The sequence below is a fragment of the Peribacillus sp. NPDC097197 genome, assembly GCF_050278025.1.
Taxonomy (GTDB): domain Bacteria; phylum Bacillota; class Bacilli; order Bacillales; family DSM-1321; genus Peribacillus.
Genome location: NZ_JBNNST010000019.1, coordinates 31,919 through 46,268, shown reverse-complemented (window position 1 = coordinate 46,268; position 14,350 = coordinate 31,919). Strand labels below are relative to the sequence as shown.

Here is a 14,350-nt window from a genome sequence, read left to right as displayed (position 1 = left end):
GTACAGCTATGAATGTTCTATTTGCCGCTTCAGAATGCGCTCCTTTCATAAAAACCGGAGGACTTGGAGACGTGATAGGCGCACTTCCAAAAGCACTTAAAAAACAGGGAATCAATGTAAGTGTAATTCTTCCAAAGTTTAAAGACCTTCCTTTTCAAATTAAACAGGAAATGACACACGTGACCAGTATCGAGGTCCCTGTAGGCTGGCGCCAACAATTCTGTGGAATTGAAAAGTTGGTTGCCAATGGGATTACATATTATTTTCTTGATAATGAATATTATTTTAAAAGACACGGAAGTTATGGATATTTTGATGACGGTGAAAGGTTTGCATTTTTTTCCCGTGCCATATTAGAATCCATACCTTTTTTAGACGATCACCCAGAAATCATCCACTGTCATGATTGGCAAACAGGTCTTGTGAGTGTCTTGTTGAAAGCACATTATCAAAAACATCCATTATATGAAAATATTAAAACGGTATTCACCATACATAATTTACTCTATCAAGGTGTCTACCCTAAAACTGTCCTAGCGGAATTGTTGGATTTAAGTGAATTGTATTTCAATATGGATGGTCTTGAATTTCACGGTAATGTGAGTTATCTTAAAGCGGGTCTGGCCTTCTCTAACTATATTACAACCGTAAGTCCAAGTTATGCAGAAGAGATACAGACTCCCTATTATGGAGAGCAACTGGATGGCTATCTGCGTAAACGGAACGGGGATCTTAAAGGCATCATAAATGGGATCGATAATGAATCCTATAATCCTGCTTCAGATGAATATCTACCCGTGCCTTTTTCCACATATGAAGGGAAAATGAAAAACAAGCGCGAATTACAGGAAATATTGAATTTGCCAGTCAATGATGAGGTTCCAGTTATATCAATGGTGACACGATTGGTTGACCAAAAAGGGATAGACCTTATCCTGCATGTCTTCCATGAAATGATGGGTCAAGGCATTCAATTCGTATTACTTGGAACGGGCGAAGAAAAATATGAATGGGCTTTCCGTAATTTGGCTGAGCAATATCCTAATCAAGTATCAACCAACACATATTTTGATGAAGGAATGGCCAGGAGGATTTATGCGGGCTCTGATATTTTCTTGATGCCGTCACAATTCGAACCATGTGGAATCGGTCAGCTCATAGCAATGCGCTATGGTGCTTTGCCGATGGTGAGAGAGACTGGTGGCCTTCGTGATACGGTCATCCCTTACAATCAATTTACAGGCGAAGGTAATGGTTTTAGTTTTACGAACTATAATGCTCATGATATGCTTCATACTATTGAACAAGCGGTAGGAATGTATAAATTCCAACCAAAAAGATGGAAGCAGTTGACTGAAAATGCCATGAATGAAGATTTCAGTTGGGATTCCTCATCTTCCGAATATATAGATTTATATGAAAGCTTATTAACAATCAAAAAATAAGACAGTATAAAACACTTACGATTAATTTTCGTAAGTGTTTTTGTTTCTTTTATCATACTTCATGGGTATGTATAGATATAAATTATTTATAGGAGAATGAAAAATGAAAAGTAGAAGAAGAATGGAAATTGTGTTTTTATTTATTTTAATCGCATCTGTTTATATGGTTTTATTTAGCTATGCTAGCTTCAATGTGAAGCTATTTTTTATGGGATTATATATCTTGGTTATGCTTATTACGATGATCTCACTTATGCTAGAAAATAGATTTGCCCATGATACACTTTTATGGATGTATGTTCTTTTTTGTTTTCCTGTTTTCGGATTTATTTTCTATTTGTTTTCAGGTCAACTTTATCTAAAAGGATATTTATTTCAATCTAAAAGAAGAAAAGATAGAGAAGAATGGAAGAACCTTGTCAATGACATATCAGCTCCTGATTTATCGTTTCTGAATAATCATCAGCAATCTTTTGCGGATTTTGCAAAGAATGCTTCAGAAACAACCATCAGTACATCTTCAGAAACGAAAGTATTGAAAAATGGGAATGAAACATTTACAGAAATCATTCAACAGTTAAAAAAGGCGGAAAAGTTTATACATATAGAATATTATATTTTTCGTTCTGACAGGCTTGGTAAGGAAATCATCGATATCCTCATTGAAAAAGCAAAGGAAGGGGTAGAGGTATTATTTATCTTTGATGCAGCAGGAAGCTTAAGTCTAGCAAATAAAGAAATCAATAGAATGAAAGAGGCAGGTGTGAAGATATTTCCATTTTCACCGTTAAAGCACGGATTTTTTAATCAAAAATTCAATTTTAGAAATCACCGGAAAATAATCATCATAGATGGAGAGATTGGTTTTGTTGGCGGACTGAATGTAGGGGAAGAATATCTTGGAAAAAATAAAAACATTGGATTTTGGCGTGATACACACATGGTTCTTAAAGGGGAAGCTGTTTATATGCTCCATACCGTATTCCTGATGGATTGGGAATATGTAAGTGGAGAAGATGTCTTAGAAGAACGACCAAAAATGAATAAATTTGAAAAGGGAGATGGAGCTGTCCAAGTTGTTGCGAGTGGACCCGATACCCAGCAGGGAATCATGAGCGATTATTATTTTTCCCTCATAACGACTGCAACCAAATCAGTTTGGATAGCAAGTCCATACTTTGTCCCCAATCAAGCAATTAAAGCTGCGATGAAGAATGCTGCTTTAAAAGGGATACAAGTTCGTCTTATGGTTCCTGCTGTAAATGACGGGTTCTTAACCCAGTATGGGAGCCGCTCCTATTTTGGTGAGCTTCTACAATTTGGCGTAGAAATATACTCCTATAAAAAAGGTTTCCTACACCAAAAAATAATCATTGTGGATGGAGACATGGCTTCGATAGGTACGGCAAATATGGACATGCGAAGCTTTCATTTAAACTTTGAGGTAAATGTCTTCTTGATGGGTAATAGTTCCATTGCTGATTTAGCCACTCATTTTCAAGAAGATATAAAAGATTGTGAAAGGATTGATCCATTAACCTATAAAAATAGGACACTATTGGAACGTTCAAAAGAATCATTTGCCCGACTATTTTCCAATATTCTATGATGGGCATGCATTAAGAAATCATAGTATAGTAGGATTGGAAGTCAAAACAGATAGATATAAGGAGAATAGAATAAAAAATGAAATTGGTATCTTGGAACGTAAATGGCATAAGAGCGTGTGTAAAAAAGGGATTTTTAGATTACTTTAAAGATGTGGATGCCGATATTTTTTGTCTGCAGGAAACAAAGCTTCAAGAAGGGCAAATCACACTTGATTTAGAAGGCTATTATCAATATTGGAATTATGCTTTGAAAAAAGGGTATTCAGGAACGGCGATATTCACGAAGGAAAAACCTATTTCGGTTAAATATGGAGTTGGTGACCGAGATGAAGAGCCTGAAGGAAGAATAATAACTCTTGAATTTGAAAAATTTTATATGGTAAACGTGTATACGCCTAATGCCAAACGAGATTTAACGAGACTGGACTATCGTTTGGAATGGGAAGATGAAATGATCGAATATCTAAAAGCCTTGGATATGAATAAACCAGTCATTTATTGTGGGGACCTTAATGTAGCATACTCCGAGATAGACTTAAGAAACCCCAAAACGAATGTTGGAAACTCCGGCTTCACCCTGGAGGAAAGAGGTAAAATGACTAACTTGTTAGAATCGGGTTTCATTGATACTTTTCGTCATTTTTATCCAAACAAAGAAGGTTCATACTCTTGGTGGTCTTATATGAGCAAGGTAAGAGAAAGAAATATTGGCTGGCGGATTGATTATTTTATTGTTTCGGAGCGGTTGGCTGTAGATTTAAAAGATGCTAGCATTCATTCAAATATAATGGGTAGCGATCATTGTCCAATTGTCTTGGAAACGGCCTTTTAAGTAGGATAAATCTGATGGTATGGGAATATACTATCTGTTATCCAGTTTAACGGGGGGGGACGTGATGAGAACGTTTATTGCAAGCTTCCATCAAGAAAATCATATAGATAGCATGCAAGTACAAAAGCTTACAGCCAGTGAATTTATTGAATCAGGGGCAAGTGGTTTCCGAAGGTTATTCGAACTTGAAAAAAATGTAGGTAGCTTTGTCTTTTTTGACCAAAAATGGAGACGGACTCCTTTCCCATCTCATCCTGCTATATCCTGAAGAAAACAATGATCCTAGTGATTGTTATTCATTTTCAAGAAATGATTGTTATGAATTCATGTTTCTTTATTTGCAAGGGATGGAGGAAAGAAGAGCAAGAGTGTGGTCCAATTCATCACATGGAACATTTGAGGTTTCATATTGTGGAAGAGGGTAAAATATTGAACCATTAATGGATGAGGTGGAACCATGCAAGGGACGTGTGAGCTTTGTTCTCGAAGTGAGATAGAACTGACTGTGCACCATCTAACGCCCAGGGAGGAAGGAGGCAGTCAGTTACCAACCGCTTTTCTTTGTAAATCGTGCCACAAGCAAATTCATGCCTTATATTCAAACCGGGAGTTAGCCATAAGATTATATACCGTTATTTTGTTAAAAGATGATGAAGCTTTGAAAAAATATATAAAATGGATCAAGAAGCAACCTGCTAGCAAATCTGTAAAAACAAGAAAGTCCAAAATTAAATAATACGAAGGCCCATCTTGAATTAGATGGGCCTTCGTATTATTTATCTATTCATGCTTCCCCTATTCTTTAAACGATCCAGTAAAAATCCACCTTTAAAATACCTCGGTTCATAAGAAATGATGAAAGCTTTAGGTTCGAATTTTTCAATTGTAGCAATTAATTCTTGTTCTCGGTTACGTTTTGTTAATATTTCCATCCGATAACGGTTACTATCCCTTCCTTCGCCTGTATAGAGAGTAACACCAAAGCCGTTGTTCCTTAATGTGTCCATCAATTGGGTGTTTTTCGTCTGTGTATTAACGGTAACATTGATAAAACCAATAGCAAGTTTTTGCTCAATTTTCGTCCCGAATATGATACCTATTCCAAAACCAACTGCATATACAACCATGGCCAATATGCTTTGGTCTCCACCAAATACAAGGGATAGTCCAAATACATAAACTAACATCTCGGCTATGCCTAAAATAGAGGCCAAAGAGGTTAAGTTTTTGACTAAGAATATGGTACGTAATGTATAGATGGGAACATAAATAAGTTGTAATAATAAGATTAATAATATTTCCTTCAATTGGGCACCTCTCCATTTTAATTAAGTCCATAAACTATTTTATATGAAACATCTTCCATAATCTAAACATATGGGATCCAATAAAGCTATGGAAATATTATGCATGAACATGGGCATGCACATCCTATCACTTTTTTAGGTAGTAGTTCTAGGTACTAAATCGATCTTAAATTTGGTATTATTGTTCTAACTATTTATCACATGTGAAGAAGAGGTGTCTCGCTTTCACTTGTTGTTCGAATTCATGTTCACTTGCAAAAGCATGCAAAGGAAATTTAAAACTGTGAAAAGTTCACCACTCTAAAACGAAAGGGTTGAAGGTTATTACAACGATTTGTATAGTACGCCATGGAGAAACAGATTGGAATGTAGAAGGACGGTTACAGGGACAAACAGACATACCACTTAATGAAAATGGAAAGAGGCAGGCCAGGAAGTGTGGAGAGTTTTTATTCAAAGACAAGTGGGATGTAATTTTTACTAGTCCTCTAAAAAGAGCAAGGGCTACAGCCAATATTATAGGTGAAATAATTGATTCCCCAATTATTATTAAAGAGGAATTCATTGAAAAGAATTTTGGGGACGCTGAAGGAATGACAGCTGATGAGAGGGAATCCACATTTTTTAATAAAGAATACCCTAATCAGGAAGACCAGGAAAGTTTACGAGAACGCCTTATGAAAGGCCTACAGGATATTGAAGCAGAATATCCTGATAAGAAAGTAATTTTAGTTGCACATGGGGCGGTCATTCATATGATTTTACGTATGATGTCGAATGAAAAGATTGTATCAACTGAAACCAGATTATCAAATGCTTGCCTGAGTACAATCAAGTTTGAACTGAATTCATGGGTTATAGCCGATTATAATCAAGTGAATCACTTGTCCTAATCCTTTCTAATTTAACAGTTCGGTTGCTATTGAGCAGCCTATACGAGAAAGAAGGAAATCATGACTAAAAAAACTGCGTTAGTTTTAGGTGCAACTGGGGTTGTAGGCACCCAACTATTGAAAAGGTTATGTACTAGTAAGGATTATCAAACCATACATCTATTTACGAGAAGAGAACTAGAATATAAAGATTCCGTCTGTAAAGTGCATATTGTCGATTTTGATAATATGAAAGATTTTGCAGATTTGTTTCATGTCAATGATGTGTTCATATGTTTAGGCACTACCATTAAAAAAGCGAAATCTAAAGAAGCTTTTCGGAAAGTTGATTATGATTACGTTGTAGAGGCGGGAAAATTGGCAAAAGCGGCAAATGTAGAGAATGTGTTAGTTATAAGTGCTATCGGTGCTGACTCTAAATCAAGTTTCTTTTACAGTCGAGTAAAGGGAGATATGGAAGAAATACTAAAACAATTAAAATTGAATTCTTTACATATTTTCAGACCTTCGTTACTAATCGGAGAACGAAAAGAACTCCGTATCGGTGAAAAGATATCCGGTAAACTGAGTTCGATTTTTAAATTTTTGTTAGTGGGACCTCTTCGCCCATATCGCGCCATACATGTAGAAACGGTGGCTACTGCCATGAGTATTGCGGCAAAATCCTTTACTTCAGGAAACCATGTGTACCAGTCCAATGAAATAGAGGAACTTGCTAATGAGAGAGAACTATATTAGGAGTTTGATTGATAAGATAAAAAAACGAAAGCGGGCCAATTATATGAGGCCCGTTTTTATTTTTATGAATTTTGATATACAAGTTCCTTATTTTTCAATATAATAGGTATAAAGTCTTAGAGAAATAGGTGATATTTTGTTTTGTTCAACATGTGGTAAGAAACTATCAAGCGATGGTCGCTATTGTCCTAGTTGTGGGAATAAGAAAAAGAAATCTAAATTAATACCATTCTTAGTTATATTAAGTATTTTAAGCACATTAACTTTTGTGTTTACCATCAAATATTATTGGGATGAAGCGGACAATAAAAAAACAGCCACTATACCTACTGTAGTAGAAACCAAAAAAGATAAAAATGAAACGGGGAAAAAGAAAGAAGTAACAAGGGTGGTTGCATCAAAGCCAGTTGAGAAGATGAAAGAAGATACAAAACAAAGTGTCACGCAGATCATCGAGGAATCTCAGAAAAAAGTGTATACCATTTTTGCCGGGGACAGCCAAGGTTCTGGATTTTTAATTAATGACAAAGGTGATGTCTTGACAAATGCACATGTTGTGGAAGGGTATCTTGAAGCAAGTATTAAAGATAAAGGTGGCACAGAGTATAATGGAAAGGTTATCGGTTATTCCACCGATACAGATGTAGCCATTATTAGAGTTCCCAAATTAGCCGGGATAAAGCCAATTGATGTTGAAAAAACAGGAGTGGCCAAGATTGGTCAGGAAGTAGTCGCACTTGGCAGTCCATTGGGCCTTGAGAATACAGCAACGCTTGGGACCATAACTGGAGTGGATCGCAGTTTCTTTATTGGAGAGCGTTCATATGATAATATTTATCAAATGTCAGCTCATATTGCTCCAGGTAGTAGCGGTGGACCTCTTGTTTCCATGGAAACAGGAAAGGCTGTGGCCATTAATTCAGCAAGGTTAATAACGGATGAATCCGTAGGGTTCAGCATACCAATAAAGGATATATTCCTGTTAATCGAAGGCTGGATCGCTCAACCACTCTCAGAACAGGAAATTAGCGATTTGTTTTACAATGAATCCGGCAGTTATTATTACGAAGACGAATCAGATGGTGAGTGGTATTTCGAGGGGGGCGATTATAATGATGAAGAAGACAGTTATTATGATATCCCAGATGAATGGTCAGAATCAGAGGAAGACTTTGAAGACTACGATGAGTACGAAGACTTTGAAGAGGAAATTATAGACGAAGAAGATAGTGAAGATAGTGAAGATATGGATGAAGATTATTATTCGGACTATGAAGACGAAGACTTTGCTGAGGATGGCGAAGATTATTCCGACGAAGATGGTTATGAAGACGAAGATGAAGAATATGACTATGAAGACGAAGATGAAGAATATGACTATGAAGATGAGGATGAAGACTACGAGAATTATGAGGATAACGAAGGTAATGAAGATGGCAATGAAGATGATAGTGACTATTAAATGACGGGCTTTGAAACTTATAACTGTAAAGAATCCATTCCGATTAAACAGGGATGGATTTTTTCCTGAAAAAACTATTTTCCAGAAAAAAATTAATAAAACTACCTTTTTTATAGAATATTAAAATATCTTAAATATGTATTCCAAAAACAACCTCGCTAGAATATATCAATTTAAAATCTAAATAGTGGTTAAGATATAAACAACAATCGAAAATACATTTAATTCCAATTACCTATTTTAGTTTAATTTAGAAGTTATATATAGGTAAACTCCTCTACGATAATTAAAAGTTTCTATTCTCAAATAATGGGTAACTATAAATATGGTTGGTAAAAAAATTAAGGGGAATCGTTCATGAAAATTACACCTGAGCAAAGAATTGAACTTCATGGCTTCAACAATCTTACTAAATCATTAAGTTTTAATATGTATGATATTTGTTATACGAAAACAAAAGAGGAACGTGAAGCATACTTAGAATATATTGATGAACAATACAATGCGGAAAGACTCTCTAGCATATTGAAGAATGTATCGGATTTAATTGGAGCTCATGTTTTGAATACAGCCAAACAGGATTACATACCACAGGGAGCAAGCGTGACGATGCTTATTTCTGAGGGGCCCGTCGTAGAAGTACCCACCGATACCTATAAGGAAACGCCTGGACCTTTGCCGAACAATGTTGTCATGCAATTGGATAAGAGCCACATTACGGTTCATACATACCCTGAGTTTCATCCCAATGAGGGAATCAGCACATTCAGGGCTGATATTGACGTATCTACGTGTGGGGAAATTTCTCCATTAAAAGCACTTAATTACCTGATTCATTCTTTTGACACCGATATCATCACGATAGATTATCGGGTTCGAGGATTTACCAGAGATACAAATGGTCGCAAATTGTTCATCGATCATGATATAAATTCCATTCAAAATTATATCCCTGATGAAGTAAAGGGATTATACGATATGATTGATGTGAATGTGTACCAAGAAAATATCTTTCATACTAAATGTAAACTGAAAAGATTCGAACTAAATAATTATCTATTTGGTTATTCAGAAGAAAAACTAAAACCAGCTGAACGTGATGAAATTATCGAAAGGCTTCAAACGGAAATGGATGAAATTTTTTACGGGGCAAATGTTCCGGTACCCAAGTAAGACTAGCACCTTGGGTAAGAATAACTTGTTAACTCTAAATTAGTAATTGAAGCCAAAACGGCTGCAGGCAAAAGTCAGATTTCAAGGACTTTTGCGGCAGCCGTTTTCTTTTTCGCATATTCAATAGCAAACGCGATGAATGGAGGGATAAAACTGATAAGAGTAATGCCGAGCAATGAGAGGAATAAATGACTACCTACCCATGTAAGGTTGCCGAGTAGATAACCTGCACATACCCAAGTGATCGTCCAGACCATCGCTCCGACCATATTGTGCCCGATGAATCGTTTGAACGAATAACGTGTGAACCCACTAATGAAAGGTAAGGTTGTGCTAAGTAAAGGAACGAATCGGGAGAACATAATCGCGTATTTTCCATAACTGGTTAAAAATCGATGGGTCTTTTCAATAGATTTATTTGGGATGTACTTAAATACTGAGTATTTCTTTTCTTTCTTCGTGGATTTCCCAATCAGGTTCCCGATAAAATAATTCTGGGCGTCCCCCGCAACAGTTGCAAGGAAGAAAAGGAACAAAAGTGTAGGGAAACTCAAGTGTCCAATCGCAGCAATGGTACCGCTGGCAAACAAAGTCGCATCCCCAGGCAAGAAAGTCAGAACAATATAAGCCGTCTTCGCGAAAATGATGATGAATAAAATGACATAAATTTGTTTACCGTAAACAGTGATATATTGAGTCATATCCGTATCGATCGATTGAGTAAAATGTAAAAGGTTATGCAAATAAATGCACCCTCCTTTATGAGAATAAAAAATTCTAGAATACAGTTTGATAAAAATAAGTCTAGAGACGGATGAAAGGAAAAAGCCATATTTACACCCTTAGTAATATTACATATTATATTATGCCAAGTAAATGGTTTATAACTGGGAATATGGGGATGAATTGAGTATTAAAATGTAATGGGGGGCGAAAAATGTTTGTATTGGAGTATAGGACTTCAAGGATGGGTCCCACCTTGTTGAGAAGAGTGCGGTAAGACTGCTATTCTGTGATTGTTAGCAAAATCTCAGGTGTGAAGATAACCAAATTAAATATAAATTGTTCAAGTTCAAGAGGAATTCATAAGATGGCCTTTTTCTTTATTCAATGAAAGTAAAGAGAATTTGTAAAAAAATTTAATGTTTTAATTCTTATTATCTCTTGGTGAATTATCTCTGTAAGACTACATATTAAATAATTTTATACCCAAATATATACATGATAAATAAAGTAAATGTCGAAATAGAAGGAAAAATTTAATTATTGTACAAATCAATTTACAAGTTATTGACATTTAATAGAGAGAGATGTTACTTTGTACATATAGAAGTTCTTTATAAAGAACGAAAAAGTAATCTTACATCTTTTTTTATGATAGGTAGTTAATAAAGGACTTTAATAAGCTTTTTTAATCATCGCTGGGAGGAAGAGAACATGAGTGCAATCGCGGGACTCTATCATTTAAATCAAGAACCAATCGATCTCCAGCATGGAGAGCTATTAATGAATTCATTTCGTAAGTTCCCGGCCGATAGCATTCAAGTTTGGAATGATGAAAAAATCTTCCTTGGTTGCCACAATCAGTGGATCACTCCTGAATCGGTGAATGAAACTCTGCCATTCTATGATTATGCTAGACAACTTGCGATAACAGCTGATGCGATCATTGATAATCGAGATGAATTGTTCAATCGCTTACAGGTAGAGAAATCGGATCGACCATATATGACCGATAGCCAGTTAATCCTGCTAGCCTACCATAAATGGGGAGATGAAACACCAAAGTATTTAGTGGGTGATTTCGCTTTTATGATTTGGGATCAAAAACAACGCAAGCTTTTCGGGGCAAGAGACTTTTCAGGAAGTCGGACTCTATATTATTTCAAGAATGAAGATAAATTAGCATTTTCAACGACGATAGAACCGCTGCTTGCATTACCTTATGTCGAGAAGAGGTTGAATGAGGAATGGTTGGCTGAGTATTTGGTAATATCAGGTATGATTGATGCGGTGGATTCTTCCATTACCCCTTATTTAACTATTAACCAAGTACCTCCTTCTCATAGCATTTCAATAGAAAACAATAAAATAACTTTTAAAAGGTATTCGTATTTAACAGAAGTTGAAACTCTTAAACTAAAATCAAATGAAGAGTATATCGAGGCATTTCAAAGTATCTTTCAAGAGGCCGTTACATCACGGTTAAGAACACATAAGAAAGTAGGTTCTCAATTAAGTGGTGGTCTGGATTCAGGAGCCGTTGTTAGTTTTGCTGCTCAACCATTAAGAAAACAGAATAAAGAATTACATACCTTTAGTTACATTCCTCCAGATGATTTTGAAGATTTTACTCCAAGATATTACATGGCAGATGAGAGGCCTTATATTAAATCAACCGTAGAGTTTGTAGGAGGAATTAAAGATCATTATTATAACTTTCAAGGGAAAGATTCATTTTCTGAAATTGATGATTTTCTTGAAATAATGGAAATGCCTTATAAATTTTTCGAAAATTCCTTTTGGTTAAAAGGCATATTTGAAAAAGCCAATGAGGAAGGAGTGGGTGTATTACTAAATGGTGATCGAGGGAATTTTACAATTTCCTGGGGTTCAGCTTTAGATTATTATTCCATTCTATTAAAAAAGGTAAAATGGGTTCGGCTTTTTCAAGAACTAAACCAATATAGCAAAAAAGCAGGTGGAGCTAGATTAAGAAATTTACCTCTAATCGCAAGAATAGGTTTTCCTATGATTGATCGTATATTTCCAGATAAAAGCTCGAATAGTTTTAGTTACCCTCAACTTATTAATCCTGAATTTGCGGAGAATACTGGAATTTATAAAAAATTCGGTGAACAAGGGATCAATCAAAGAGGACAAATGTCTTCCTCAGATAATATATATCAGATGAGAAAAAGACATTTTGATGATGTCTTTAACTGGAATGCTGGAAATACACTTTCTACGAAACTTTCATTACGTTATTCATTATGGAAGAGGGATCCCTCTAATGATATACGTGTAGTTCGGTTTTGTTTGTCTCTACCAGAGCATCAATATGTTCAAAATGGATTAGATAGGGCTCTAATTCGGAGATCAACTGTAAACTACTTACCAGATAATGTGAGACTAAACCAAACTATTCGCGGTGTACAAGGGGTAGATTGGATGCATCGAATGATTCCTCAGTGGGAAACGTATAAAACTGAACTGGAACAATTGAATACAGATAAAAACCTTTTAAAATATGTCGATGCTCAAGTGATTCAAGATGGATTATCAAAGGTTAAGTCAGGGGTTAAACCTGAACAAGCTATTGACCCAAATCTCAAGCTTTTAATGCGTAGTCTAATTATTAATCGATTTCTAAAAAAAATACCCGAGGGGGGGTGAAAATATGAAAAAAGAATGGAAAAAACCAAAACTAGAACTACTTGATGTCAATATGACTATGTTAGGAAAAGATGGGGACTTTACAGACGCAACTTTTCCTTCGGACACACCAAGAGGCAAACTAACATTTAGTTAATGAAGAAGTAAAAGTTAAATTATCATGATATATCGTTATCCCCTATATGTATGATTATATAGGGGTCTCCTTATATCATAATAAAGTTACTTTAACTAATGGGGGAACATTTACATGCAAGATATGAATATATATGAGGCATTCGGATTTACTTTTTCTAGTGAGATTTCATTTCCAGAATTAAATAAAAGTGAACAATTGAATCCGAAAATTGATATTGTAATTGAAAAAGATGAGTTATATAGTCTTTGGTCTGAACAAGAAGATTTAATTAACGACGGATTTATCATTCAAAGAAATTCAGTCATGTTTTTTGTTCCCGGTACGGCAATCTTTTTAATTCAAGGTGGAAATAAGATTATTATTTCACCTCTAGATCCTATTAAAGAAGATGAAATTCGATTATATACACTTGGTACTTGTATGGGTGCAATATTATTGCAAAGGAAAATTCTCCCTTTGCATGGGAGTGCTGTTGTAATAGATGGAAAAGCTTATGCGATTATAGGTGATTCTGGAGCAGGAAAGTCAACCCTTGCATCTGCCTTTATAAGAAGGGGATATCAACTGCTTACTGATGATGTGGTTCCAGTCAGCTTAAATAGTGAAAATGTTCCTGTTGTAACACCAGCTTATCCTCAACAGAAATTATGGCAAGAAAGCTTAGATTATTTTGGAATGGAATCGGATAATTTTCAGCCAATTATTGAAAGGGAAACAAAATTCACTGTTCCTGTCAAATCTCATTTCGCTTCGGAATCTATTCCACTTGCAGGAGTCATTGAATTGGTCAAAATAGAAACTGATGAAATAAATTTACATTCATTACAAGGAAATTTACAGAAACTCAATACATTGTTAACACATACATATCGTAACTTTTTTCTTGCAGATTTGGATTTAATAGAATGGCATTTTAGTATTACGGCCAAAATTATCGATAAGATACAGTTGTATCAATTAGGTAGACCAACTTCTCATTTTACTGTAGAGGATATAACAGATTTACTATTAGAAACATTGAATAGGGAGGAAAAAGTATATGATTAATAGTGCGGCTATTAAGGAAGAATATGTAATACAACAGGTCCCTGGGAATCTAGTGAGTGACATGGCTGGAGAAAAGGTAATGCTGAGTATTAAAAATGGAAAGTATTATAATCTAGGAGAAACTGGAGGAGAAATTTGGGAATTATTGAGCAAACCTATTTCCATTCAAAAACTAATTTTAACCCTTCAATCTCAATATGAAATAGATAAATCTGAATGTGAGCAACAAGTAACCATTTTTTTAAATCAATTATTAAAAGAAGGATTAGTTCAAGTGGAAGCTCCATAGATTTATGATGTAGAGTCAT

General features: G+C 35.3%; 15 protein-coding genes. 13 read left to right on the top strand and 2 right to left on the bottom strand.

Annotated features, from left to right (window positions below; all coding sequences use genetic code 11):
- Positions 1–8: 8 nt before the first annotated feature.
- The 5 genes from glgA to ACQKL6_RS18460 all read left to right on the top strand — a co-directional run bounded on the left by glgA (position 9) and on the right by ACQKL6_RS18460 (position 4,623).
- Complete coding sequence (gene glgA / locus ACQKL6_RS18480; RefSeq protein ID WP_427591258.1) at positions 9–1,445, top strand: glycogen synthase GlgA; 1,437 nt, start codon at positions 9–11, stop codon at positions 1,443–1,445.
- A gap of 103 nt (positions 1,446–1,548) precedes the next feature.
- The gene (gene cls, locus ACQKL6_RS18475) at positions 1,549–3,054 is read left to right on the top strand and encodes a cardiolipin synthase (protein WP_402873106.1); all 1,506 of its coding nucleotides are present in this window, start codon (positions 1,549–1,551) and stop codon (positions 3,052–3,054) included.
- 77 nt (positions 3,055–3,131) lie between these two features.
- A complete protein-coding gene (locus tag ACQKL6_RS18470) occupies positions 3,132–3,887 on the top strand; it encodes an exodeoxyribonuclease III (RefSeq protein WP_402873103.1) in 756 nt (251 codons plus the stop codon).
- A gap of 64 nt (positions 3,888–3,951) precedes the next feature.
- Positions 3,952–4,155, top strand: coding sequence for a hypothetical protein (locus ACQKL6_RS18465; RefSeq protein WP_427651719.1), 204 nt, complete (start codon positions 3,952–3,954; stop codon positions 4,153–4,155).
- A gap of 189 nt (positions 4,156–4,344) precedes the next feature.
- Entirely contained in the window at positions 4,345–4,623 is a 279-nt protein-coding gene (locus tag ACQKL6_RS18460) for an HNH endonuclease (protein WP_402958839.1), read from the top strand.
- 40 nt (positions 4,624–4,663) lie between these two features.
- Here the strand turns inward: ACQKL6_RS18460 and ACQKL6_RS18455 are convergent, their stop codons facing one another.
- Entirely contained in the window at positions 4,664–5,194 is a 531-nt protein-coding gene (locus ACQKL6_RS18455) for a DUF2179 domain-containing protein (protein WP_402958845.1), read from the bottom strand.
- Positions 5,195–5,508: 314 nt separating this feature from the next.
- On the opposite strand from ACQKL6_RS18455, the gene ACQKL6_RS18450 reads away from it, so the two are divergent.
- The 4 genes from ACQKL6_RS18450 (at position 5,509) to speD (ending at position 9,460) form a co-directional block, all read left to right on the top strand.
- Positions 5,509–6,087, top strand: coding sequence for a histidine phosphatase family protein (locus tag ACQKL6_RS18450; RefSeq protein ID WP_402958848.1), 579 nt, complete (start codon positions 5,509–5,511; stop codon positions 6,085–6,087).
- Between the two features lie 60 nt (positions 6,088–6,147).
- Positions 6,148–6,825 (top strand): oxidoreductase, encoded by a 678-nt coding sequence (locus ACQKL6_RS18445; RefSeq protein ID WP_427651718.1) that lies wholly within the window; start codon positions 6,148–6,150, stop codon positions 6,823–6,825.
- A gap of 136 nt (positions 6,826–6,961) precedes the next feature.
- The gene (locus tag ACQKL6_RS18440; RefSeq protein ID WP_427651717.1) at positions 6,962–8,287 is read left to right on the top strand and encodes a trypsin-like peptidase domain-containing protein; all 1,326 of its coding nucleotides are present in this window, start codon (positions 6,962–6,964) and stop codon (positions 8,285–8,287) included.
- A 357-nt stretch (positions 8,288–8,644) separates the two neighbouring features.
- Positions 8,645–9,460 carry an adenosylmethionine decarboxylase gene (gene speD, locus ACQKL6_RS18435; protein WP_402959345.1) on the top strand — a complete coding sequence of 272 codons (816 nt, stop codon included), beginning with the start codon at positions 8,645–8,647 and terminating at the stop codon, positions 9,458–9,460.
- Between the two features lie 74 nt (positions 9,461–9,534).
- Here speD and ACQKL6_RS18430 read toward each other — a convergent pair whose 3' ends face one another.
- Entirely contained in the window at positions 9,535–10,203 is a 669-nt protein-coding gene (locus tag ACQKL6_RS18430) for a VTT domain-containing protein (RefSeq protein ID WP_427651716.1), read from the bottom strand.
- Positions 10,204–10,897: 694 nt separating this feature from the next.
- On the opposite strand from ACQKL6_RS18430, the gene ACQKL6_RS18425 reads away from it, so the two are divergent.
- The 4 genes from ACQKL6_RS18425 (at position 10,898) to ACQKL6_RS18410 (ending at position 14,331) form a co-directional block, all read left to right on the top strand.
- Positions 10,898–12,856 carry a lasso peptide isopeptide bond-forming cyclase gene (locus ACQKL6_RS18425; RefSeq protein WP_427651715.1) on the top strand — a complete coding sequence of 653 codons (1,959 nt, stop codon included), beginning with the start codon at positions 10,898–10,900 and terminating at the stop codon, positions 12,854–12,856.
- 4 nt (positions 12,857–12,860) lie between these two features.
- The gene (locus ACQKL6_RS18420) at positions 12,861–12,992 is read left to right on the top strand and encodes a paeninodin family lasso peptide (protein ID WP_427591263.1); all 132 of its coding nucleotides are present in this window, start codon (positions 12,861–12,863) and stop codon (positions 12,990–12,992) included.
- A gap of 114 nt (positions 12,993–13,106) precedes the next feature.
- Complete coding sequence (locus ACQKL6_RS18415) at positions 13,107–14,042, top strand: HPr kinase/phosphorylase (protein ID WP_427651714.1); 936 nt, start codon at positions 13,107–13,109, stop codon at positions 14,040–14,042.
- Complete coding sequence (locus ACQKL6_RS18410) at positions 14,035–14,331, top strand: lasso peptide biosynthesis PqqD family chaperone (protein ID WP_427651713.1); 297 nt, start codon at positions 14,035–14,037, stop codon at positions 14,329–14,331. Before ACQKL6_RS18415 ends, ACQKL6_RS18410 begins: the two co-directional genes overlap by 8 nt.
- Positions 14,332–14,350 lie beyond the last annotated feature (19 nt).

Bases quoted from the DNA above. Each gene is read 5' to 3' on its own strand.
- glgA (WP_427591258.1), top strand. From the start codon at position 9: ATGAATGTTCTATTTGCCGCTTCAGAATGCGCTCCTTTCATAAAAACC.
- cls (WP_402873106.1), top strand. From the start codon at position 1,549: ATGAAAAGTAGAAGAAGAATGGAAATTGTGTTTTTATTTATTTTAATC.
- ACQKL6_RS18470 (WP_402873103.1), top strand. From the start codon at position 3,132: ATGAAATTGGTATCTTGGAACGTAAATGGCATAAGAGCGTGTGTAAAA.
- ACQKL6_RS18465 (WP_427651719.1), top strand. From the start codon at position 3,952: ATGAGAACGTTTATTGCAAGCTTCCATCAAGAAAATCATATAGATAGC.
- ACQKL6_RS18460 (WP_402958839.1), top strand. From the start codon at position 4,345: ATGCAAGGGACGTGTGAGCTTTGTTCTCGAAGTGAGATAGAACTGACT.
- ACQKL6_RS18445 (WP_427651718.1), top strand. From the start codon at position 6,148: ATGACTAAAAAAACTGCGTTAGTTTTAGGTGCAACTGGGGTTGTAGGC.
- speD (WP_402959345.1), top strand. From the start codon at position 8,645: ATGAAAATTACACCTGAGCAAAGAATTGAACTTCATGGCTTCAACAAT.
- ACQKL6_RS18425 (WP_427651715.1), top strand. From the start codon at position 10,898: ATGAGTGCAATCGCGGGACTCTATCATTTAAATCAAGAACCAATCGAT.
- ACQKL6_RS18420 (WP_427591263.1), top strand. From the start codon at position 12,861: ATGAAAAAAGAATGGAAAAAACCAAAACTAGAACTACTTGATGTCAAT.
- ACQKL6_RS18415 (WP_427651714.1), top strand. From the start codon at position 13,107: ATGCAAGATATGAATATATATGAGGCATTCGGATTTACTTTTTCTAGT.
- ACQKL6_RS18410 (WP_427651713.1), top strand. From the start codon at position 14,035: ATGATTAATAGTGCGGCTATTAAGGAAGAATATGTAATACAACAGGTC.